Here is a 22,478-nt window from a genome sequence, read left to right on the forward strand (position 1 = left end):
TCAGTGACTCCGTGCCGGGTTGCCCACGCCACCCACACCATCGGTGCGCTCGATGCGCACCACCTGCGCCTGTTTGTCACCCAGCCGCAGCTCTGCCGCGCCGAACAAGCGGTCCACGATGTAATACGGCGAGCGAAACCGGTAGTTCACCAGTTGCCCGTCGCCCTGCGGGCCAATGACGAACAGTGGCGGCAGTTCGCCTTGCGCAATGCCGCCGGGGAATTGGATGTAGACCCGCTGCCCGTCATCGAATGCCCGCAGCGGCTTCCACGACGGGCTGTCACCCGTGATGGCATAGCGGAACTTGATTTGCTCCAGCGAAAGACCCGAATCCACGGGCGCGGCAGCTTGGGCTTTCTGCGCCTGGCGCTGCAAAGCCAGCATCCTGTCCTTCGGGTAGTCCCAGGACACCGAAGCCATCCAGGCCTGCGGCGTCGAGGACAGCTCCAGCAGATAGGTGCGGCGGTTCGTCGTGATGACCAGGTTGGTTTTCAGGCCAACGCGGGTGGGTTTCACCAGAATGTTCACGCGCAGTGTGGCCCCTGCACCGCTGGCCGTGTCGCCCACGATCCAGCGCACCGTGTCACCGGCAGACACGGTCACCAGTTCTTCGCCCTCCTGCAATGCAATCACGGTCACGCGGCCGGGGCTGGCGTAGACCTGGTACAGCGCGCCATCGGCATAGGGCCAGACCTGGATCGCGTTGACGTAGCCCTCGCGCGTCGGGGCGATGCGGGCTTCTTCATTGGCCCGTGAAACGCGCAGCTTTTCATCGGCGGGCTCAGCCACCGGCCCGAGGCTCTGCACCGTGGAAGGTAACGGCAACGGTTTGAGCTGCTCCGGCAGGGGCAAAGGCTTCGACACCTCCACCACTTCGACGGGCTTGGGTGGATCCGGCAGCCGTTGCGCGGCCACGGGCTCGTCCAGGGTGATGACGGGCGGCTTGCCCTGGGCGGCACAACCAGCGATGTTCAAGAGTGTCGCCGCCAGGATCAGCGGCAATACGTAAATCCGGATCTGTGTCTTCATGGCTTCTTGGCTCCTTCAACCGATTCAAGTTCACGGCTCCAGGACAGGCCGTTGACGTAAATGCCGAGCGGGTTCTTGCGCAGCCGCTCCTCGGTGCGCGGCGGCTGCAGCGCAATCGACAGCACGGCCGTCCAGCGCTCCGTCCCGGAGGGCGCACCGCTGGCATAGTTGCGTTCAATCCAGCGCACCTGGAACGAGCTGTCGCTGGCCCGCACGACGCTGGTGACCTCCACGGCCACCGAGTTCTGCCCGATGCGCGAGAACGGGTCGTTGGTGCGGGCGTAGTCGTTCAGCGTGGCCGCGCCCCGGTCGGTGGTGTAGTCATAGGCCTGCAGCCAGTTCTGCCGCACCACGATGGGATCGATCGACAAGGACCGCACATCGGTCACGAACCGCGCCAGGTGGTAGGCGATCTGCGCGTCGGTGGGCTTGTACGGCGTGGCCGCTTCACCGACCGCGCGCACCTGGCCCGCGTTGTCCACCTCCACCACATAGGGCGTCACGATGGACTGCGCCGAGCGCCACACCAGACCGCCGGCCATCAGCAAGGCCAGCGACAGACTGCCGAAGGCCATCAGCCGCCAGTTCCGGGCCTGCACGCGCGCGCTGCCGATGCGCTGGTCCCAGACCTGCCCGGCAGCCTGGTACGGGGTGATGGGCTCGGGCGTTTCCGAGTACCGCACCTGGGGTCGTTTAAACAGCATCGCTGAATCTCCTGGTCATGAATTCGAGTGGTCGCGCAAGCTCGGGCTAGCGCCACTGCCTCCGTGGTCCCCCGAACGCAAGGTGTGGGCGACGGTGGACACGCCGTGCGAGATGCGCTGCTGGCGCTGCAGGCGTTTCGCCCAGGCGGGTGCCGGCCCCGGTGCCGGCTCTTGTTCGGCTGCGCCGGCCCCAGCGGCCGAAACCGCCTGGGCGGGCGCAGCGGCTTCAGACACAAAACTCGCCACCCGGTCCTTGACCGCCTTGGCCCCTGCCGCAACACGCTGCCCTGCGGCACTGGCGCCGGTCTTGGCGACGTTGGCCAGGCCGGCACCGGCGGCGCGGACACCGCCACCGCCCGAGGCCGCGGCACCCGCCTGGTAGGCGGACTTCGCACTGCTGGCCAGCGCACTTGCCGACCGCGCTGCGGCGGCACCGCCACCAATGGCCGAGCGTGCGGCCCCCGGTGCCATGCGCGCACCGGCCGCAACCGCCGCGCCGCTCGCGGCAATGGCCGCACCCCCGGCCACCGCCAGACCCACAGCACCCAGGGCCGTACCGGCCGCGGCACCGGCACCGAGCTGCGGCGCACCCGACACCAGCCCGGTCGCGATGCTGGGCCCAAAGATGCCGAGGCCGAACATCGCCAGCGCGGCCAGCATGATGGTCAGTGCGTGGTCGATCGAGGGTTCAGTCCCAGGCGGCGTCCGAAACTCGGCAAACAAGCCTGAGCCGATCCCCACGATCACGGCCAGCACCAGCACCTTGATGCCCGACGACACCACATTGCCCAGCACCCGCTCGGCAAGAAACGCTGTCTTGTTCCACAGCGCAAACGGCACCAGCACAAAGCCCGCCAGCGTGGTCAGCTTGAACTCGATCAGCGTGACGAACAGCTGCACCGCCAGGATGAAGAAACAGACGATCAGCACCAGCCACGCCAGGAACAGCACCACGATGACGTCGAGGTTGGCGAACACCTCGGGGAAACCCGTCAGGTCGCTGATCTGCGCCATGATGGGCCGCCCGGCATCGACGCCCACCTGGGCCAGCCGCCCCGGCTGCAGCAGCTGCGCCTGCGTCACCGTGGACCCCGATGCCACCAGACCCAGCCCCGCAAAGGACCGGAACACGATGCCCGCCAGGCTGTTGAAGTTGCCGATGATGAAAGCGAAGGCCCCCACATAAAGCACCTTCTTGATCAGCTTGCCGATCACGTCCTCGCCATGCCCGCTGGCGTGGCTCATGGCCCAGAACAGCCCGGCCAGCGTCATGTCGATCACCACCAGCGTGGTGGTCAGGAAAGCCACCTCACCGCGCAGCATGCCGAAACCCGAATCGATGTAGCGCGAGAAGACATCCAGAAAGCGATCGATGACGGACAGGTCGTTCATGGCGCCCCATCCTTCGACACGGGATCGTTCGCGTACGGCGACTGGCCCTCGCCCATGAAGCGGCGCCGCGTGGCCTGGGCCACGCGGTTGCACAGGACATCGCCCAGCTTCTCGTGATCGGCCTTGCACTGCGCGCGCAGTTCCTTCAGGCGCGCCAGATTGACGGCCAGCGCTTCGACGGAATCGGGCGGTGCGGACGGACTGCAGCCCGCCAGCACCAGGGCCGCTGCGATCGGAATGAGGAGATGCTTCATCGCCACCCCTCAGTGGCCGTAGAAATTCACGGAATGCGGCGTGTAGGCCGTGCCCTCCCCCTGGAACCGCCGCCGTACCTCGCGCGCACGTTCCTGCACCGCCACCTGGCGCGCCTGTTCCAGGGCGACAGCCCGGTCCTGGGTGATCTGCAGCTGCTGCGCCTGCATGGCTTGGCGGGATTGCAGGGCCAGCAGCTGGTTGGTGGCCTGCATCGCCTGCAAGGCCCCCACCGCCGACTGGCTGCGGTTCACCAGATTCGCCAGCGTCTGCTCGTCCGAGGCAAAGTTCTGCACCGCCTGCGACTGCACCTGGGTCGCGGTGCGCAAGGCCTCCAGCGAGTTGCGCCAGCGTGTGCGGGCGTCCAGCGCCATCTGGCTGCCCGCTATGGAGGCCGAGTAGGCATCGGGGTACAGCCGGGTGAACTCGGCTTCCATCTGCGAGACATTGAACGACAGTCCCAGCGCCCGCTGGATCAGCTGGTTGGTCGCGGACAGCGCCGCCCGCAGCTCGGCCAGCGCGCTGTAATCCAGCCCCGTCAGGTTCTTCGCATCATTGATCAGCATCTGCGCCTCGTTCTGCAACTGCCGGATCTGGTTGTTGATCTGCTCCAGCGTGCGCGCGGCCGTCAGGATGTTCTGAGAAAAATTCGAAGGATCGAACACGATCCGCTGAGCCTGCGCGGCGGGCGCGGCCATCACCAGCATGGCGGCGGCGATGGCGATCAAGGTCTTCTTCATGGTTGCTTCTCCTTTGCGATGGATGAAGGGGGCGGGAACGAAAGCATGAGGTCTGCGGCCCAGTCGAGGCCGCGATGGCGCAGCCAGGCGGCGGCAAAGTCCGAAGGGGGGACAGAGGCCGATACGGCGTCGATGTCACGCTGGTGCTCCGGCGTGGAGGCACCGGCAAACGCCAGCGCCACCGGCCCCAGGCCCAGATCGAAGACCCGGTTGCCCAGCCGCGACTGGTAGTAGTAATCCCGCTTCGGGGTCGCCTGGGCGACGATGTCGATCTGCCGGCCGTTGAGTCCGAAGCCCTCGTAGATGGCCCGGATCTGCGGCTCGGTCGCCTGCGGATTCGGCAGGAAGATGCGGCTGGCGCAGCTTTCGATGATGGCCGGGGCGATGGCCGAATCCTTGATGTCCGCCAGTGACTGGGTGGCGAAGATCACCGAGACGTTCTTCTTGCGCAGGGTCTTGAGCCACTGGCGGATGCGCGAGGCAAACACCGGGTCGTCCAGAAACACCCAGGCTTCGTCCAGGATCAGCAAGGTCGGTGCGCCATCGAAACGCTCCTCGAAGCGGGCGAACAGGTAGCGCAGCACCGCCAGCATGGCGGCCTTGCTGTGCATCAGCTCCTCCATCTCGAAGCTCTGCACGTCGGCCGTGCCCAGCCGGTCCCGGTCAGCGTCCAGCAAGTTGCCGTGGGCGCCGCCCAGCACATAGGGCTGCAGGGCCTGGCGCAAGGCGTTCGACTGCAGCAGCACCGACAGGCCGGTCAGGGTGCGCTGCTGGACAGGCGCGCTGGCGAGGTTGTTCAACGCAGACCACACTGCATCCTTCTCTGCAGGACCGACGGCCACGCCTTCTTGAATCAAGCGGCCTTCGATCCACTCGGCCGCCCAGGCCCGGTAGCCATCCCGATCAATGCGAGCCAGTGGCTGGAAAGAAATGGTCCCCTCCGCGCCGCCATCCGCACCCAAGTCGTAGTGCTCGCCACCCAATCCGAGGATGGTGGCGCGGATCGAGCGCCCCATGTCAAAGGCAAGGATGCGCGAGCCCGGATAGCGCCGGAATTGCAGCGCCAGCGTGGCCAGCAGCACCGACTTGCCCATGCCGATGGGACCGACCACCAAGGTGTTGCCGACGTCGCCGATGTGCGTGACCAGCCGAAACGGCGTCGCGCCATCGGTGCGCGTCACGATCAGGGGCGGGCCGTCCAGGTGCCGGTTGCGCTCCTGCCCGGCCCAGACGGCGGACACCGGCATCATGTGGGCCAGGTTCAAGGTCGAGACGATGGGCTGGCGCACGTTGGCATAGGCGTGGCCGGGGATCGAGGACAGCCAGGCATCGATCGCATTGAGGGTCTCGGGAATCGTCACGAAGCCGCGCCCCTGGATGGTCCGCTCCACCGCGCGCAGCTTCTCGTCGGCCGCCGTGGCATCGGCATCCAGCACCGTGACCGTCGCGGTCACATAACCAAAGGACACCTGGTCGCTGCCCAGTTCCTGCAAGGCCGCATCGGCGTCCGTCGCCTTGTTCGATGCATCGGAATCGACCAGCGGGCTTTCCTGCTGAAAGATGGTCTCACGCAACAGCGCGACGATGTTCTTGCGTTTGGCAAACCACTGGCGGCGCAAGCGCGTCAGTTCTTTCTCGGCTTCGGCCTTGTCCAGGCACAGAAAACGCGTGCTCCAACGGTAGGCAAAACCCAGGCGGTTCAAATCGTCGAGCAGACCCGGCCAGGTCGAGGTCGGAAAGCCGCGCACCGTCAGCACACGCAGGTGATCGGAGCCCAGCATGGGCGCCAGCCCGCCGGTCAGTGGCTCGTCCGCCAGCAGGGCATCCAGGTGCATCGGCACCTCGGGCACCGCCACCGGATGACGCCGGGTCGAGACCGTGCCATGCAGGTAAGTCAAGGTCTGTGCGTCGTCCAGCCAGGCAATCTCGGGCATCACGCCTTCGAGCAGACCCAGGAAGCGCTCGGTCTCGGAAACGAACGATTCCAGGCGTTCGCGCCAGTTCACGCCTTCGGCCTTGGTGTTCTCGTATAGGAGCTTCGCGGCGCGCGCCGTGGACTCCTCGGGCGGCATGTAGAGCAGAGTCAGGTGGTAGACGCTCTCGAAGTGGCTGTCAGCCTCCTCGAAGGCGGCACGCCGCTCCTCATCGACCAGCCAGGACAAGGGCTCCGGAAACACGGATTCCGGGTAGTCCGCCGCCTCGCGGCGTTCGGCCTCCACGAACAAGGCCCAGCCGGACCCCAGGCGGCGCAAGGCGTTGTTGAGGCGCGCGGACGTCGCGAGCAACTCGCCCTGCGTCGCGCTGTCCAGGTCCGGCCCGCGGAAACGGGCGGTGCGCTGGAACGCGCCGTCCTTGTTGAGCACGACGCCGGGAGCGACCAGCCCAGCCCAAGGCAGCCAGTCGGCCAGCAGCGCCGGGCGCTTGCGGTATTCAGCAAGATGCAGCATGGGTTCTCTCCAGCAGCGTCACACGTCCAGCAACACGCGGTGCTTGACGTGCCGGGTGAAGACCGCCATGAACTGCGGATCGAGCCGCGCCCCCCAGACGGCCAGCGAATGGCCCACGATCCAGAATGCAATGCCCGGGAGCCACAGCTGCAATCCCAGCCCCACGGCAGCGGCCAGCGTGCCGTTGGCAATAGCCACGGTGCGCGGCGCCCCGCCCATCAGGATCGGTTCGGTCAGCGAGCGGTGCAAGGGCACCTCAAAGCCTGGCGCGTCGGCGGTGGGCGTGCTCATGCCAGCACCGCCCCGCCCGAGAAGCTGAAGAAGGTCAGGAAGAAGGACGACGCGGCGAACGCGATCGACAGCCCGAAGACGATCTGCACCAGCTTCCGAAAGCCGCCATTGGTGTCCCCGAAAGCCAGCGCCAGACCGGTGGTGATGATGACGATCACCGCGATGATGCGCGCCACCGGTCCCTGAATGGACTCCAGGATTGACTGCAGCGGCCCTTCCCAGGGCATGTTCGATCCCGCCGCATGCGCGGACCCCGCAATGGCCCACAACAACGCGACAACGGTAGCAGCCTGCAAAACAGGTTTTACGGAAATGCGCAGATTCGTCATGAAGTTTCTCCTGGAGTTGATGAGATGGATGGAAACGAAGACATCAGATCGGTGCTGAGCTGGTATCCGTGGCTGTCGAAACCGACGACGCGGGCGATCTCCTGCACGCGCCGGGCATGGCCACGCCCGGCGATGAACACGATCACGTTGACCGCCTCGGCGATCAGCGCACGCGGCACGGTGACGGAAACCTCCTGCACCAGTTGTTCCAGCCGCGTGAGCGCGCCGTGGGCAGAACCCGCATGCACGGTCGCGATACCGCCGGGGTGCCCCGTGCCCCAGGCCTTGAGCAAGTCGAGTGCTTCGGCTCCACGCACCTCGCCCACGACGATGCGATCGGGCCGCAGCCGCAGCGTGGCGCGCACCAGGTCGGCCATGGTGCTGACACCGGGCTCGGTGCGCATGCCCACGTGGTCATCGGAGCGGCACTGCAACTCCACCGTGTCCTCCAGGATCAGCACACGGTCCCGTATCTCGGCGATCTCGTCGAGCAAGGCGTTGGCCAGCGTGGTCTTGCCGGTGCTGGTGCCACCGGCGATGACGATGTTCTGGCGCTCCCGCACAGCCGTGCGCAGAAAGCTGGCCTGGGCTTCGGTCAGGATGCCGTCGGCGACATAGCGCGCCAGCGTGAGGATCTGCAGCGCCCGCTTGCGGATCGCGAACGAGGGGGCACGCACCACCGGCGGAAGCACCCCCTGAAAGCGTTCCCCGGTCTCGGGCAACTCAGCCGACAGGATCGGCGCCCCGGCATGGACCTCGGTGCGCACGTGGGCCGCCACCAGGCGGATGATGCGTTCGGCCACGGCAGGTGGCATGGTGACGCCGGTCGGTGCGCGACCTGCCCCCAGCCGGTCCAGCCACAGGGTGCCGTCCGGATTCAGCAACACTTCCACGACCTCCGGGTCTTCCAGCGCGGCCGCGATATCCGGCCCCATGGCCGTGCGTAGCATGCGGATGCGGCGCTCGCCGGACACGATGCCGCTGTTGCCGCCATGGTCGCTGTTGCCCCCTCCGACGCTTTTATCAGGCCTGCGGTCCATCGGACTCCTCCTGGGTTGATACAGGAGGAACAGCCTCCGGGGATAGGCCGTTGGCGGACGATGGCGTGAGGCCATCGGTTCCAAACGACCCGGATAAGTCCGGGAAGGCCTCTTCATGGACCTCCCGCACCAGGCTGCGCCCGCGCTGGATGTGGCGGGCCAGCTGCTCGATGAACTGGGCGTAGCGGGCGCGGCCCTGGGCACGGGCCGCCTCCTGCTGGGCCTCCGGCACGGGTATGGAAACGGTCAGGAAATAGCGCACGTAGAGCGCCAGGGTCTCGATCAGGATGGACTGGTCACGCTCCAGCCGGTCGAACTGGCGTGAAAGGCGGTCCAGGCGCTTGGCCATGGCCGCCTCGCGCTGGTCGGCGGCATCGGGCGAGAGGAAGGAAGCCAGGGCCGCCGCGATCACGGCCGACTTGGAGACGCCCCTGTGCGCGGCGAGCTGCTCCAGCCGCTTTGCATGGTCGGGTTCGATGAAGATGTTCAGACGGGTACGGCTGCTCATAACGCGATCCCGTCGTCAGGGTCTAAAGCGGTCAGCCGCGCGGTCCGCGCCAGCTGGCGGTCTACCTGCCGTTCCAGGCTCATTGGACGCAGCGGCACGTCGTCCTCGTCGTCGAGCACCAGCAAGCCGTCCGCTTCCGGCAGGACGGGTGCATCGACCGTCACGTCCAGCTCGGGCTTAAGCTGGTGACCGCCCTCGTCGGCAAAACCCTCGGCATCACCGGCACCTGATGCGTCCGATACCGCAGGAACCGCGAGTCCGCTCCAGTCGTCGGGCCGAGCAGCAGGCCGGTCTGCATAAGCGCCTGCGGCCAGCGCTGGCGGCGCCAGCACCCGTGCCGTGAAGTTCCGATCCTGGTAGTAACGAAGCTTGGCCGCCTTGATCGGAGGATGACCGGAGACCATCACCACAGCTTCATCCGGCGGCAACTGCATCACCTCGCCCGGCGTCAACAGGGGCCGGGCCGTCTCCTGGCGCGACACCATGAGGTGCCCCAGCCATGGGGCCAGCCGATGACCTGCATAGTTGCGCTGGGCGCGCAACTCGGTGGCAGTGCCCAGAGAATCCGAAATCCGCTTGGCCGTGCGCTCGTCGTTGGTCGCGAACGTAATGCGCACATGGCAGTTGTCCAGAATCGAATGGTTCTGGCCGTAGGCCTTGTCGATCTGGTTGAGCGACTGAGCAATCAGGAAGGCACGCAATCCGTAGCCCGCCATGAAGGCCAGCGCCGACTCGAAGAAGTCGAGCCGGCCCAGTGCCGGGAACTCGTCCAGCATCAACAGCAGCTTGTGTTTGCGCGCAATGCCGTCCGAGCCGTCGAGCGACTCGGTCAGGCGTCGGCCAACCTGGTTGAGGATCAGGCGAATCAGTGGTTTGGTGCGGCTGATGTCCGAAGGCGGCACCACCAGGTACAGCGATACCGGGTGTTCCGCTGAAATCAGGTCGGCAATGCGCCAGTCACAGCGCGAGGTGACTTCGGCCACCGTAGGGTCGCGGTACAGCCCCAGAAAACTCATGGCTGTGGACAGCACGCCCGAGCGCTCGTTGTCTGATTTGTTGAGCACTTCGCGGGCGGCCGAGGCGACGACCGGATGGGTGACGTCGCCCAGGTGCCGCGTCGTCATCATCCGGTGCAGCGTGACCTCGAACGGACTGGCGGGGTCAGACAGAAAGTTCGCGACGCCGCGCAGGGTTTTGTCTTCGCTAGCGTAGAGCACGTGGAGGATGGCGCCGACCAACAGGGCGTGGCTGGTCTTCTCCCAGTGATTGCGCCGTTCCAGTGCGCCTTCTGGATCAACCAGGATGTCGGCGATGTTCTGCACGTCACGCACCTCGTGCATGCCACGCCGTACTTCGAGCAGCGGGTTGTATGCGGCCGACTTGGCATCGGTGGGATTGAACAGCAGGCAGTGCGAGAAACGTGAGCGCCAGCCCGCGGTGAGGTGCCAGTTCTCGCCCTTGATGTCGTGAATGACGGTGGAGCCGGGCCATGACAGCAGCGTCGGCACCACCAGGCCAACGCCTTTGCCGGAACGGGTGGGCGCGAAGGCCATCACGTGCTCCGGGCCTTCGTGGCGCAGGTAATCGCTTTCCTGGGCATGCAAGCGGCCCAGGAACACGCCCGCTGGTTGGGTCAGGCCGGCTGCACGAACTTCTTCAGGTTCGGCCCAGCGGGCTGAGCCGTAGGTGGTGACGCGCTTGGCGAGGCGGGAGCGCCAGACGGCCATCGCGATGGCGGCACCGGCTGCAGCAAGTCCGCTTGAGGCAGCGATGATGCCGCCGTGCAGGAAGACATCGGGGGCATAGGCATCGAAGAAATACCACCACTCGAACAGCTTCCAGGGCTCGTAGACCCATATGCCAAAAACACCGAACCACGGTACCCCAAGCGGTGCTTGATAGCCCAGCGCATACGCTGTCCACTGCGTACCACACCACACCCCGCCGAGCGCAACGCCCAGCACCACGAAAATCTGTCCGAACAGGATGCCGGTCGCTGACCTCGGCATAGACCACCTCCTTCGCGTCATGGTTCCCGCGCGTGCCGTAGCGGCACCGCTTGCCGAGTCTGGAATCGAGTCGTCGCGCTGCACACCCATGGGGGCGTGGCGCGGCATACGCTGGCGGAAATGGCTGCCCTCGGACGGGCTCGGCCTGATCCGCGGGCCACTCGATGAGCAGCCACTGCTGGGGCAGCAGACGCGCCTTGCCGACGTTGCCCCCGGCGCAGCGTACCCGCAGCGCCGCAAAGCGGCCCGTCAGGCGCTCGTTTGTGCCTTCGCGCCAACTGATGTTGTGGAATGCGCTTTCGGGCAAGGACTGCGCCAGTGCCTTGACGCTCACCGGCTGTCTCTTGGCGGTGCGCCGTGGCATCACCGGTGGACGGCCGATGCCGCTGTAGGGCTTCGGCGGCAGGGGCTCCCCCGGTGACCAGACCACCACGGCCGAGGTGATGCCGACCACGTAGGGCCAGCCCAGATCGGTCAGCCCCTGACGAAACGCATAGTCGATCCCGTAGCCTGCGTCGGCCAGCACGCAGTGCCTGGGTGCACCCTCATCGAGCAGGCCCCGTAGCAGGAGGCCCTGCTGCCGCCCCTGCTCGAAGCAGCCAAAGTCATCTCGCAGCGGCTGCCCGGTGGGGCGGCGGGACTTTGACGGACTCGCGCCGAAGATGGCTACCTGGCGTCTGAGGGGCGGTGCCAGCGCGGCCACTGCAGCTTCACGAGCTCGCCTTCGGTACGGTAGGCATAACAGCTGTCGATTTTCAGCGGACGGCCTTCCGAATCGACCGCCAGCGGCTGGTTCGCGCGCACGGTCGTCATTGACTGGTACGCCGCGGTGGCAAGCTGGACCACGATTTCAACGAGATGGGTGCAGCCTTGCGCGCCCGCCAGTCGGCTGCGCACCTCGCGACTCCATCCAGCGGCGATAGGCAAACCCTTGAGCTTTTGCAGTGCAGGCGCAGCCGCGGGACAGGCAGCGTAAGGCGTTGAAGCGGAAAAGGCATGCACCTCGCGCACGATCATCTGGTCGTCGAAAACCAGCCTGACGCTCATGTCGTGCACCGGGGTATGGGCCGGCACAACGTCGCCCCCACTGGACGGAATGAAGTCGAACGGCTTGCGGTCTGTGAGGTGGCCTTCAACCTCATACAAGCCGTCCCCACGGCGAAAGCCACGCATATCGACTCTTCGGAAGTGCAGCTCTTCCCTCGCAACGCCAGCAGTGGACGGGAAGGAAGTTAATGGGTGCTTAGAAAAATGGGTCATAAATCTGCTCGAAGGCCAACCAGTTCTCACAAGCATACGGTTGACAGGGCGGGGGTACCGGTTGGCAAGGCCCGCGCACGAGCCAAGCCACAGGATCAACCGATTACCGCCAGATCAAGCCTGGAGAGTTCTGGGGCCTTTCAGATGCTGCCATGAGGCAACAGGATCTGGCGCACCACACTGCCCGCACTCAGGCGGTCAAACCCCTCGTTCAATTGATCGAAACGCAGGGGTTCGCTGCGAAGCCTGTCAACGGGCAACTGGCCGCGCAAATACATGTCCACGTAGCGCGGAATATCGTCCTGGGGCACGCCGCCGCCCATGTAGGAGCCGCGCAGCACTCGCTCATCGTTGACCCACGGCAGATGTGCCACCGTGAACATCGCCGTCGCTCGCCCCACGCCAACGCCAATGACCTCGCCTCCCGGCGCGGTGATTTGCTGGGCCATGTCGAGCGCATTGCGCTGCCCTGAAATTTCGAAGGCGTAATCGACTCCGCCATTGCTCAAATCGCGAACTTGCTGAACCGTTTCAGGCTCCCTGACATCGAAACAGTGGGTGGCGCCCACGGCCTGGGCCAGATCGAACTTGCTGGGCAGCACGTCGAGGCCGATGATTTTTGCAGCGCCTGACTCACGCGCTGCCATCACCGCCGTGAGCCCCACACCGCCCAGCCCCAGTATCGCGACTGTCGAACCAGGCTTGACCTGGGCTGAGTTGAAAACGGCACCCGCTCCGGTGACGACGGCGCAACCAAAGAGCGCAGCGATGTCCAAGGGAACCGACTTGTCAATCTTGATCAAGGACTGAGGAGTGACCACCGCATATTGCGCGTACACGGATATCCCGCTGTAGTGGTTGAGTAGGCCACCGTCCGGGAAACGCAGACGCCGAACGCCGGTGCCGAGCATGCCCTGTGCCTTTGCGGCGGTGACTGCCTTGCACAGGCCTGGGCGCCTGGCCTGGCAGAAACGGCATTGCCCACAGCCGGCCACTGGTGACATGGTGACGTGATCGCCGACCTGGAAGCCGGTGACGCCTCGCCCCACCTCCCGCACGATGGCCGCCCCTTCATGACCGCCCACCACGGGGAGCGGACGCTTGCGCATGCCCTCGAGGACGGTCAGGTCAGAGTGGCACAAACCCGCCCCCCGGACCTCCACCAGGAGTTCGCCCTCTCCCGGGCCATCCAGTTCAACTTCTTCAATGCGGAAAGGCTGACTCTTTGCGAAAGGAGCCGGGAGCCCCTGTTCGTACATGACCGCTGCAAGCATTCTCATGGCTGTTTCCTCTGTCTTTTGTTCATTTGAGTGGAGCCTGGGTCGCTCACTCACTGGGGGGTCAGCTTGGCTTCCTTGACCAGTTCACCCCACACCTTCACTTGGTCCTGAACGAACGCTTGAAAGACTTCCGGGCGGGACGGGCTGGGAATGATGCCAAGATCGCCGAAGAACTTCTCGTTGGAGGAGTCAGTCAACGCTTGCGTGAACGCCTGATTGAGCCGGAGGATCACGTCCGGCGGCGTGCCGTCGGGGCCGAACAGACCGCCCCAGGAGGCGTACTGATAGTCACTGATCCCGGATTCGGCCAGAGGCTTCGCTTCAGGCATCGAGGGGAGCCTCTGCTTTGAGGAAAGACCGAGGACCCGCACCTTTCCGCTTTGAATGAACGGCCGGATTACCACCGGATCCACCATCATGAATTCAAGACGCCCCGCGGCCAGGTCCGTCGTCGCCTGCGCCGTTCCCTGGTAGTTGATGGGCACCGCATCGATTCCAGTCTTCATCTTGAGCAGTTGCACAGCCACCAGGCCACCGGAATTGCCCGTTCCGTAGCTCAGCTTGCCGGGACGCTCCTTGGCGTACTTCACAAACTCCTGGACCGTCCGTACCGGCAGGTCTGCATTCACAACGAGAAGCAGCGTGTTTGAGGTCGTCTGCGTGATGGGGACGAAGTCCTTCAAGGGGTCATATCCCAGGTCCTTGACCAGATACAGGTTGGCGGCATGCGTCGAGTTGGTGCCGAGGAACAGCGTGTGGCCGTCCTTCGGGCCGCTGAGGACCGCCCGCGCCGCGATCAGGCCACTCGCGCCGGGCTTGGACTCGACCACCACGGGCTGGCCGAGCGTCTTGCTCACGTGCTCCCCGAGTCGCCGAACGATCACGTCCGTCGAACTTCCCGACGGAAAGGGGATGACCACCCTGATTGGCCGGTTCGGAAACTGCGTCTGCGACAGCGCGCTGGTGAAGGGCGCTGCGCCAGCCAGCAGCATAAGGGTCCGTCGATTCATCCTCATCATCTCGTCTCCAGTTCTGTGCGTTGATTTCAGCCTGCGTTGCCGCAGGCATCCCGCGCGCCGGCAACCATCCGGCGGTCTGGGGTCTTTACCTGCGGAGCGACTGGACTGATTCGAATTTCAGCCGCGCTCCGATGCCAAGTCCCCAACTGTATAAAATAAAGATTCATAGGTCAACCATATAGCACAGGAACACGAACCATCAAGGTTTCCAGGCGGCTTCACAGTCTCCTGCCTGACTTCATACTGAACGCAGCAGGGCGTCACCTGCCTGCATCAAGATTTTCAACGATTGACCATTTCTTCGGATCGAGAGCGTCACGCCCGGCGGATCACCGCATGGGCAAGTGGCCCCCTGCTCACCTGAGCAGGGCAGATCGTTCGTGAATGTTGAAATGGAGGGATTGAAGCGGTGCGCGTTGCCTGTCAGGCAATGACACCGGCCCGACGCAGGGCTGCCAATTCGTCGGCGCGCAACCCGCAAAGCTGCTCCAGCACTTCGTCGGTGTGCTGACCCAGGTCCGGCGGCGGCTGGAGCTCGCGCAGTGGGGAGTCGCCGAATCGCATCGGGCTGTTGGGCAGGGCCACCGTCCCTTTTTCGGTCTGGTGTTCTGTCAGGAAGCCACGGGCATGGAGTTGCCGATCGACGAGTACTTCGTCGACAGACTGCAGCGGCGCTGAAGGCACACGGTGTGCCTGAAGCAGCTCGGTCACGGTGCGACGCGTATGTCGGGACACCCAAACGGCAATCTCGTTCGTGAGCTCCTCGATGCGCTCGACGCGTCCCTTCGACGTGCGCAGTGCATCGTCATTGGCAAGGTCCGGCCGCGCCATGGCCCGGGCAAGACCGAGCCAGTGATCATCGGTCGCGGCAACGATGGCCACCCAGCCATCCTGTGCTTCGAAGATGTCGTACGGCACGTAAGCATTGGCGATGTGGCGATTGCCGGTGCGCTGCGGCGACTTGCCATGCGCATAAAAATAACCGGCAGCGGGAAGCATCGTGCAGAACAGCGATTCCAGCATCGACACTTCCACCACACGGCCACGGCCCGTGCGCTCGCGTTCATAGAGGGCCGTGACGACGGCGCCGTAGAAGTGCGCACCGGACATGAAGTCCGCCACTGGCACACCCGTCTTCATGGGGCGGGAGCCACTTTCCCCCGTGGTGCTCATCATCCCGCTAACTGCCTGGATCGTCAGGTCCAGCGCGAGATTTCCAGCGTACGGCCCCGTGCTGCCAAAACCGGAGGCGGACGCGTAGATGATTCGCGGGTTCACCTGCAAGAAAGCGTCGGGAGCCAGCCCCAGCCGTGACATGACGCCTGGCGAGAAGTTCTCCATCACCACATCCGCCGACTTGGCCATCTCCAGAAGCAAGCCGCGTCCACGCTCGGTCTTTAGGTTCAGCACGATTCCACGCTTGCAGCCGTTCAGCGCGCGAAACGGATAGTCTCCATCCCCGTTCCGGTTGCGAGACATGTCGCCATGGGGCGCCTCGATCTTGATGACTTCTGCGCCCGCCATGGCCAAGAGGAAGGAGGCGTAGGGACCTTGAAACACGTGTCCCAGATCAAGCACACGCACCCCGGAGAGCGGCAAAGGAGGGGTGACGGCAGTCAGTGGCGATCCCATGGTCAGTTCACCGCGAGAAATTAACGTCCCAAGCGACCTATATCATTGAGTATTGCCCGGTCGGGACTTTCCCCGGGCTCCGATGCGTCTCATCTTCGTCCTCGGCATCCGTTGCAACAGAGGAGCCGCCAAGTTTAAGCGCTTTTCAAGCCCCCCCCGACAGGCGCCTCAATGGAAGGAGCGGCCGCCATCGACGGCCAACGCGGCACCCGTCACGTAGGAAGACTCACTGGTTGTCAGGAACAGGATGCTGCGGGCGACCTCCAAGGGCTGGCCGAGCCTGCGCAGCGCATAGTTGTTCACGTTGCCGCGGATCTCCTCGGTCATGGGGGTTTCGACGAGTCCTGGGCAGACCGTGTTGGCGCGGATATCGGGCGCCAATTCCGCCGCCAGCGCCCGGGTGAGGTTCAGCACGCCTCCCTTCGAGGTGGCGTAGGCCGTGCGATTCGGCGCGTTCGGCAAGAGCGATTGCGCCGAACCCAGGTTGACGATGGTCGAACCAGGCACCTGCTTGAGCCAGGGAAGGCAGCAGCGCACGACCAGGTAGGTTCCGGTGATGTTGATATCGAGAACACGCCGCCACTCTTTCAGGCCCACCTCCAGAACCGATCCGCGCAGCAGGACACCCGCCGCGTTCACGACGCCGTCAATGCCCCCCATCGCCGCGGCGCCTTGTTGCACCGCGCGCTCGACGCTGGCCTCGTCGGTGATGTCCGCCTCAAACGCAAAGGCACCGGTTGTCCGCGCCAGCTGCTGGAGTCCCTCGTTGTTGAGATCCATCAGCGTCAAGGCCGCGCCTTCGGCAGCGAACAGTTCGGCGGTCGCCCGACCAATGCCTGAGGCGGCGCCGGTAATGACGATGCGGCGGCCCTGCAGTCGATTGGCGGGCGGGGGTGTGGTCTGTGTGTGTGCCATGGTGAGTTTGCAGGTTCGTTTACCGATCAAAGGGTCTGGACCATCTCGGGGATGGCGCTGAACAGATCCGCTTCGAGTCCGTAATCGGCCACGCTGAAAATGGGCGCTTCCGGGTCCTTGTTGATGGCCACGATCACCTTCGAATCCTTCATGCCGGCCAGGTGCTGGATGGCACCCGAGATGCCCGCCGCCACATACAACTGGGGAGCGACGATCTTGCCCGTCTGCCCCACCTGCAGGTCGTTCGGCGCGTAGCCCGCATCCACCGCCGCGCGAGACGCGCCCAGCGCCGCGCCGAGCTTGTCGGCCAGGGGCGTCATCACGTCGTTGAACTTTTCGGCGCTGCCCAGGGCCCGCCCCCCGGAGACGATGACCTTGGCAGCCGTCAGCTCCGGGCGGTCGCTCTTGGACAACTCGCTGCCCACATAGCTGGACTTGCCGCTGTCCGCCACGGCCGTCACGTTTTCCACCATGGCGCAGCCGCCGGTGGACGCCGCTGCGTCAAAGCCCGTCGTACGTACGGTGATGACCTTGACGCTGTCCACGCTCTGCACGGTGGCAATGGCGTTGCCGGCGTAGATGGGGCGCTCGAAAGTGTCCGAGTTGATCACCTTGGTGATGTCGGACACCTGGGCCACGTCCAGGCTCGCGGCCACGCGGGGCGCCACGTTCTTGCCCGATGCCGTGGCCGGGAACAAGATGTGGCTGTAGCCGGAGGCGATGGCCAGCACCTGGGCGGCCAGATTCTCGGCCAGGCCGTTGGCCAGGCTGGCGTGATTGGCATGCAGCACCTTGGTCACGCCGGGGACGTCGGCGGCGGCACTTGCGACCGGGGCTGCCTGGAATCCGGCCACGAGGACATGGACTTCACCATCGGCGTGGAAGCCGATTTCGGTGGCCGCCTTGATGGCATTCAAGGTCGCGCCCTTGAGGCTGACGTTGTCGTGTTCAGCGATGACGAGTGTTGGCATTTAGATCACCTTTGCTTCATTCTTGAGTTTTTCCACGAGCGTGGCCACGTCGGGCACCTTCACGCCGGCGCCGCGCTTGGGCGGCTCGCTGACCTTCAGGGTCTTGAGGCGTGGCTTGACGTCCACGCCCAGCTCCTCGGGCGCAAGGGTCTGCAGCGGCTTTTTCTTGGCTTTCATGATGCTGGGCAACGTCACGTAGCGCGGCTGGTTTAGGCGCAGGTCGGTCGTGATCACGGCCGGCAACACGAGCGACAAGGTCTCGAGGCCGCCGTCGACCTCCCGCGTGACCGTCGCCTTGTCGCCAGCGACTTCGACCTTGGAAGCGAAAGTCGCCTGCGGCATGCCTGCCAGTGCCGCCACCATCTGTCCGGTCTGGTTGGCGTCGTCGTCGATCGCCTGCTTGCCCAGAATCACCAGTCCCGGCTGCTCCCTGTCGATCAACGCCTTCAGGAGCTTGGCCACGGCAAGCGATTGCAGCTCCTCGTCGGTGCGCACCAGGATCCCGCGGTCTGCGCCGATCGCCATGGCGGTACGCAGGGTTTCTTCGCACGGCTGGGGGCCGCAGGAGACCGCAATGATCTCGCTGGCGACGCCTTTTTCCCTCAGCCGCACCGCCTCTTCGATCGCAATCTCGTCAAACGGATTCATGCTCATTTTCACGTGAGCAATGTCCATCCCCGTTTCGTCCGACTTGACTCTAACCTTGACGTTGTAGTCCACCACCCGCTTGACAGCCACCAATATCTTCATCGTCGTCTTTCAATTGTTTGATAACGCATTCGTTCCCAGCGTGCGCATCCGCCAAGCCACGGCAGCAGAGCTGGCGCGCGCCGCCGTTCAACGGCCGGCGAAGCGCGAGCTCTTCGCAAGGCCCCCTGTCACGGAGGCGCCGAGGTCTTATGGTCATGCAATAATACGCGCAAAGTCATTCATGGTCAATGGTTAACCATGAAGACAGGTACAGTGAAGCAAATTCGCCGAATCCGGCGTGAACCCTTAAACTCTGGAAATTCGCTGGCGCAGGCCCGCCCCCCCTCAAAAACCCGGAAACACCCATGCAGCAGGACATGCGACAAAAAAATCAGCGGATCTCCATCACGCGCATTGCAGTGCCCAAGCCCCATGACGTCCTGGCGGACCATCTGCGTGAAAGCATCTTGCGGGGAGACTTCGCCGAGGGCGAGGGTCTCCCGTCGGAGCGGGAACTGGTGGAGCAGACCGGCTTGAGTCGCGGAGCGGTGCGTGAAGCGCTGCGTACCCTGGCGGTCGAAGGGCTGGTTCAGACAAAGCTCGGCCGCTTTGGCGGCAGCGTCGTCACGCTGCCGGGACAGGCATCGATGGCCACGGCCATCCATCGATTCGTCGTGGGCCGCAGGATTCCGCTTCGGGACTTGCAGGAGACGCGCGAAATTCTGGAGCCGTTTCTGGCGCGGCTCGCCGCGGAACGCCGCTCCGAGGAACACCTCAAGAAAATCAAGGCCTTGCACGAAGAGTTGATCGCTGCGGTCCACAACTTCCAGGACTTCGCGCTGCTGAACGTGAAGTGGCACAACGCGGTGGCAGAGGCCAGCGGCAACGACTTGCTAGCGACGCTGCTCTACTCGATTTCGCATGGCGTGCAGATCGCCACGTTCGTCGAGGAGTACAACACCACGGAAACACGCAAGCTGGTGATCGCAATCCACGGGCGCATCATTGACGCCATCGAGGCGGGCAATGCGGAGCTTGCAGAACGCAGCATGCGCAAGCACATGAGCGCCACGCACGCGCGCCCGCTCGCGATTGCCTCCAATCAGATTCCGCTCACCGAAGAGAAGCCTGTTCGGCGATCGACGGTGCGCGCCACACCGCGCCGCGCCAAGAAATAACGCTCTGCCCGCGGCGAACGCGGGCACCATGCCGTAACGGCAGGAGGTCAGGCGATCAGGCGCCCGAGAGAAGACCCGCCGCAAACGTAGAGAACCTGTCCCGTCGTGAACCCGCTTTGCCGCGACAGGAAGTACATCACGGCATGGGCCACTTCCTCCGGCGTCCCGGTACGCCCCATCCGCAAGCTCTTGACGGTTGCGGCATAGCGCTGATCGTCGCCACCCAGCGTCTGGCGAAGCAGTTCCGTCTCGATGGGCCCTGGCGCCACCACGTTGACGGTAACACCGTCTTGCGCCAACTCCATCGCGAGCGTGCGCGACATGCCGATCAGCCCGGACTTGGTCGCGGAGTAAGCGACCCGCTCAGGCGAGCCAAGCGCGGCACGTGAGGACAGGTTCACGATCCTGCCGTGCCCACACGAGCGCAGCGTCGGCAAGAACGCCTGCGCGAGCAGCATCGGTGCTGCCAGGTGAAGGGCAGACAACTTCTCGAGGTCGCCAACGGTCTGGGTCTCCAGCGAACCCGGATAGGTGATCCCGGCATTGTTGACCAGTGCGGTCACGTCGTGCTCCAGCGCAATCCGGGCTGCGACTTGCCGGACATCGGATTCCTTCGTCAAATCGGCCTGAAAGAAGCTGAAATCCGGATGGGTCCATGAAGGCGCCGCGATGTCGATCCCGACGACGGGCTGGCCCGTGGCAAGAACGGCTTGCGCGATGGCCTTGCCAATGCCTGCGCTGGCTCCGGTGACGACACATGTCTCTGGTTTTTTCATCATCGCTCTCACAGTTGACTATTCAGCCTGGAATCGGCCGGGGCAGAGCTCAACGAGCTGCTTGCCGAGGTTTTCGCCACGCATCATTCGCACAAAGGCGTTCGGCACGTTCTCGAACCCCTTCACCACGTCCTCGCGGACGGTCAAGCAGCCGGCCTTGTGCCATTGCGCGAGGCGACGCTGGGCCTCCTCCCGGCGATGCCACCAGTCGTAGACCACAAAGCCCTCGACTCGGGCGCGGGTGGCGATGAGCCTGGCGCTGGCCCGAAGCCCGATGTCCTCGCCAGCCGGCTTGTTCGCGACGCCCACCTTGCCGACGATCGCCACACGGGCGTTCTGGGCCAGGTTGGCCATCACGGCGTCGTGCACCGCGCCACCGGTGCCGTCGAAAAACACGTCGACGCCCTGGGGGCAGCGGTGGGCTATAGCGCCGGTGAGATCGGTCTCGCCGCGGTAGTTGATGGTGTCGTCGAAGCCGATGGACCGGCACCAATCGAGCTTGCTGTCCGAACCCGCAATGCCGACGACCCGGCAACCCGCCAGCTTGGCAATCTGGCCGGCGATCTGGCCGACGGCTCCGGCGGCTGCCGACACCACGACCACGTCACCCGGGCGGGGGCGCGCGACTTCCACCATGGCGAAATAGGCGGTCAACCCCGGCATGCCGAGCCATGACAGTGCGGATTGCACCGGCGCCCTTGCGGGATCGATCCTGTTGACCCTGGCCGGACCCGGCACGTCAGGCGACAGCGCGACGAACTCCTGCCAGCCGAACTCCAGTCCTTCGGCGATGTCGCCCGGTTGCCAGGCTAGGTGCCGCGACTCGATGACCTCGCCCACGCCCCCGCCCATCATCAGATCGCCAATTTTCATGGTGCCGGGGTTCAGCCGGCCGCGCATGTACGGGTCCACCGACAACCACCGCGTGCGCACCAGGATCTGCCCAGGCCCTGGTTTCGGGAGCTCACCCTGTTCCAGCCTCCAGCTGGTTGCATCCGCCTCGAGCGTGGGGTACGAGGCGAGAACCCACCTGCGATTGTTCATTTTGCGATGAGGTAGTCTGATATATCCGTCAAGGACGGCGCCCGGCCAAGCAGCCGCAGGTCAAGCCCGTTTGTTCTGGTACTTCTGATGGAGATCGAGCACCCTGCGCGCCCGCTTGAGGTGCGGAATGTCGAACATCTCACCGTCGATGCCCACCGTGCCGACCCCCTCGGCCTTGTCGAAGGCCGCGACGATCCGGTTGGCCTGTGCGACATCTTCTGGCGAAGGCGCAAACGCTTCGTTGATGGCTGCCACCTGGTCCGGGTGAATGGCCGCACGTCCCGTGAAGCCTTCCTGGGCGGCCGCCCGGCAGGCGGTCTTTAGGCCATCCAGGTCCCGGTAGTTCACATAGGCCGTTTCGATGGCCTGAACGCCGGCGGCCTTGGCGGCGAGCATGACCGCAGACCGGGCCCACAGGTAAGTCAGGCTCCATTTGCCCGTGGCATCCAAATTCGTCGTGGCCCCGACTGCGGCACTCAGATCTTCGGCGCCCCAGTTCAGGCCCACCAGGCGAGGAATCCTGGCATGGGCGAATTCGCCCAGTCGCAGCACGGCGGCCGGCGTCTCGGTGGCCACGGCACAGATCTTGATCGACCCCAGCGGAATGGCCTCCCGCACTTCCAGCGAGTCCAGGTGGTAGCTCAGACGCTGAACGTCGTCCGGGCCATCGATCTTGGGCAACACGACCCCGTCGGGCATGCCTCCGGCGATGGCGGCCAGGTCGACCAGTGCCGCGTCGTCAAAGGCGTTGATGCGAACCCAGATCTGGTACGTGCGCTTCTCAGGCGGACGCTGATCCAGGAACTCGCGGACTTTTCGACGTGCCTCGGGACGGTTTTTTTCCGCCACCGAATCTTCCAGGTCCAGGACGACGGCATCGGCGCCGCTGGCATCGGCCTTGGCCAGCTTGCGGTCATTGTCGCCGGGAATATAAAGCTGAGAACGCATGTACATGTTGATGAATCCCGAAAG

The 22,478-nt window shown here is 64.8% G+C and carries 22 protein-coding genes and 1 pseudogene; 1 reads left to right on the top strand and 22 read right to left on the bottom strand.

Annotated elements, in window-relative coordinates:
* The 19 genes and pseudogenes from trbG to FFS10_RS02600 form a co-directional block, all read right to left on the bottom strand.
* Window positions 1-1,029 (bottom strand): P-type conjugative transfer protein TrbG, encoded by a 1,029-nt coding sequence (gene trbG, locus FFS10_RS02510; protein ID WP_137891157.1) that lies wholly within the window; start codon window positions 1,027-1,029, stop codon window positions 1-3.
* Window positions 1,026-1,733, bottom strand: a complete 708-nt coding sequence (trbF, locus tag FFS10_RS02515) for a conjugal transfer protein TrbF (protein ID WP_137891159.1) — start codon at window positions 1,731-1,733, stop codon at window positions 1,026-1,028. The genes trbG and trbF overlap by 4 nt, the downstream gene beginning before the upstream one ends.
* A gap of 15 nt (window positions 1,734-1,748) precedes the next feature.
* Window positions 1,749-3,125: a P-type conjugative transfer protein TrbL gene (trbL, locus tag FFS10_RS02520; RefSeq protein WP_137891161.1), complete on the bottom strand. Its 1,377-nt coding sequence runs from the start codon at window positions 3,123-3,125 to the stop codon at window positions 1,749-1,751.
* Window positions 3,122-3,379, bottom strand: a complete 258-nt coding sequence (locus FFS10_RS02525; protein ID WP_137891163.1) for an EexN family lipoprotein — start codon at window positions 3,377-3,379, stop codon at window positions 3,122-3,124. Before FFS10_RS02525 ends, trbL begins: the two co-directional genes overlap by 4 nt.
* Before the next feature lie 9 nt (window positions 3,380-3,388).
* Window positions 3,389-4,117: a P-type conjugative transfer protein TrbJ gene (gene trbJ / locus FFS10_RS02530; protein ID WP_137891165.1), complete on the bottom strand. Its 729-nt coding sequence runs from the start codon at window positions 4,115-4,117 to the stop codon at window positions 3,389-3,391.
* Window positions 4,114-6,564 carry a conjugal transfer protein TrbE gene (trbE, locus tag FFS10_RS02535; RefSeq protein ID WP_137891167.1) on the bottom strand — a complete coding sequence of 817 codons (2,451 nt, stop codon included), beginning with the start codon at window positions 6,562-6,564 and terminating at the stop codon, window positions 4,114-4,116. Before trbE ends, trbJ begins: the two co-directional genes overlap by 4 nt.
* 18 nt (window positions 6,565-6,582) lie before the next feature.
* Window positions 6,583-6,855 (bottom strand): VirB3 family type IV secretion system protein, encoded by a 273-nt coding sequence (locus FFS10_RS02540; RefSeq protein WP_137891169.1) that lies wholly within the window; start codon window positions 6,853-6,855, stop codon window positions 6,583-6,585.
* Window positions 6,852-7,184: a TrbC/VirB2 family type IV secretion system protein gene (locus FFS10_RS02545; RefSeq protein WP_137891171.1), complete on the bottom strand. Its 333-nt coding sequence runs from the start codon at window positions 7,182-7,184 to the stop codon at window positions 6,852-6,854. Before FFS10_RS02545 ends, FFS10_RS02540 begins: the two co-directional genes overlap by 4 nt.
* Window positions 7,181-8,134, bottom strand: a complete 954-nt coding sequence (gene trbB / locus FFS10_RS02550; protein ID WP_171016043.1) for a P-type conjugative transfer ATPase TrbB — start codon at window positions 8,132-8,134, stop codon at window positions 7,181-7,183. Before trbB ends, FFS10_RS02545 begins: the two co-directional genes overlap by 4 nt.
* Before the next feature lie 73 nt (window positions 8,135-8,207).
* Window positions 8,208-8,732: a ribbon-helix-helix domain-containing protein gene (locus tag FFS10_RS02555; RefSeq protein ID WP_137891174.1), complete on the bottom strand. Its 525-nt coding sequence runs from the start codon at window positions 8,730-8,732 to the stop codon at window positions 8,208-8,210.
* Window positions 8,729-10,741, bottom strand: a complete 2,013-nt coding sequence (locus FFS10_RS02560) for a conjugal transfer protein TraG (protein ID WP_137891176.1) — start codon at window positions 10,739-10,741, stop codon at window positions 8,729-8,731. Before FFS10_RS02560 ends, FFS10_RS02555 begins: the two co-directional genes overlap by 4 nt.
* A gap of 130 nt (window positions 10,742-10,871) precedes the next feature.
* Window positions 10,872-11,306 (bottom strand): annotated as a pseudogene (locus FFS10_RS02565) (transposase); the annotation flags it as partial.
* Between the two features lie 101 nt (window positions 11,307-11,407).
* Window positions 11,408-12,001, bottom strand: a complete 594-nt coding sequence (locus FFS10_RS02570) for a DUF2889 domain-containing protein (RefSeq protein ID WP_137891178.1) — start codon at window positions 11,999-12,001, stop codon at window positions 11,408-11,410.
* A gap of 140 nt (window positions 12,002-12,141) precedes the next feature.
* Complete coding sequence (locus FFS10_RS02575; RefSeq protein WP_137891180.1) at window positions 12,142-13,281, bottom strand: zinc-binding dehydrogenase; 1,140 nt, start codon at window positions 13,279-13,281, stop codon at window positions 12,142-12,144.
* Between the two features lie 50 nt (window positions 13,282-13,331).
* Window positions 13,332-14,291, bottom strand: a complete 960-nt coding sequence (locus tag FFS10_RS02580) for a Bug family tripartite tricarboxylate transporter substrate binding protein (RefSeq protein WP_171016031.1) — start codon at window positions 14,289-14,291, stop codon at window positions 13,332-13,334.
* A 432-nt stretch (window positions 14,292-14,723) separates the two neighbouring features.
* Entirely contained in the window at window positions 14,724-15,932 is a 1,209-nt protein-coding gene (locus FFS10_RS02585; RefSeq protein WP_137891184.1) for a CaiB/BaiF CoA transferase family protein, read from the bottom strand.
* Between the two features lie 168 nt (window positions 15,933-16,100).
* On the bottom strand, window positions 16,101-16,847 hold the full coding sequence (locus tag FFS10_RS02590) for an SDR family NAD(P)-dependent oxidoreductase (RefSeq protein ID WP_137891185.1): 747 nt from the start codon (window positions 16,845-16,847) through the stop codon (window positions 16,101-16,103).
* A gap of 26 nt (window positions 16,848-16,873) precedes the next feature.
* On the bottom strand, window positions 16,874-17,818 hold the full coding sequence (locus FFS10_RS02595; RefSeq protein WP_137891187.1) for an electron transfer flavoprotein subunit alpha/FixB family protein: 945 nt from the start codon (window positions 17,816-17,818) through the stop codon (window positions 16,874-16,876).
* Entirely contained in the window at window positions 17,819-18,568 is a 750-nt protein-coding gene (locus FFS10_RS02600) for an electron transfer flavoprotein subunit beta/FixA family protein (RefSeq protein WP_137891189.1), read from the bottom strand.
* Between the two features lie 305 nt (window positions 18,569-18,873).
* Between FFS10_RS02600 and FFS10_RS02605 the strand changes: the two genes are divergently transcribed.
* Complete coding sequence (locus FFS10_RS02605; RefSeq protein WP_137891191.1) at window positions 18,874-19,686, top strand: FadR/GntR family transcriptional regulator; 813 nt, start codon at window positions 18,874-18,876, stop codon at window positions 19,684-19,686.
* A 47-nt stretch (window positions 19,687-19,733) separates the two neighbouring features.
* Here FFS10_RS02605 and FFS10_RS02610 read toward each other — a convergent pair whose 3' ends face one another.
* Genes FFS10_RS02610 through FFS10_RS02620 form a run of 3 tightly spaced genes read right to left on the bottom strand, consistent with a single transcriptional unit; the run spans window position 19,734 to window position 22,460 of the window.
* Window positions 19,734-20,462: an SDR family NAD(P)-dependent oxidoreductase gene (locus FFS10_RS02610; RefSeq protein WP_137891350.1), complete on the bottom strand. Its 729-nt coding sequence runs from the start codon at window positions 20,460-20,462 to the stop codon at window positions 19,734-19,736.
* 18 nt (window positions 20,463-20,480) lie between these two features.
* Window positions 20,481-21,506, bottom strand: coding sequence for an NADP-dependent oxidoreductase (locus FFS10_RS02615; protein ID WP_137891193.1), 1,026 nt, complete (start codon window positions 21,504-21,506; stop codon window positions 20,481-20,483).
* Window positions 21,507-21,566: 60 nt separating this feature from the next.
* Window positions 21,567-22,460 (bottom strand): HpcH/HpaI aldolase/citrate lyase family protein, encoded by an 894-nt coding sequence (locus FFS10_RS02620; protein ID WP_137891195.1) that lies wholly within the window; start codon window positions 22,458-22,460, stop codon window positions 21,567-21,569.
* Window positions 22,461-22,478: the final 18 nt, after the last annotated feature.

It is taken from the genome of Ramlibacter sp. 2FC, assembly GCF_005503345.1.
Taxonomy (GTDB): Bacteria; Pseudomonadota; Gammaproteobacteria; order Burkholderiales; family Burkholderiaceae_C; genus SCMQ01.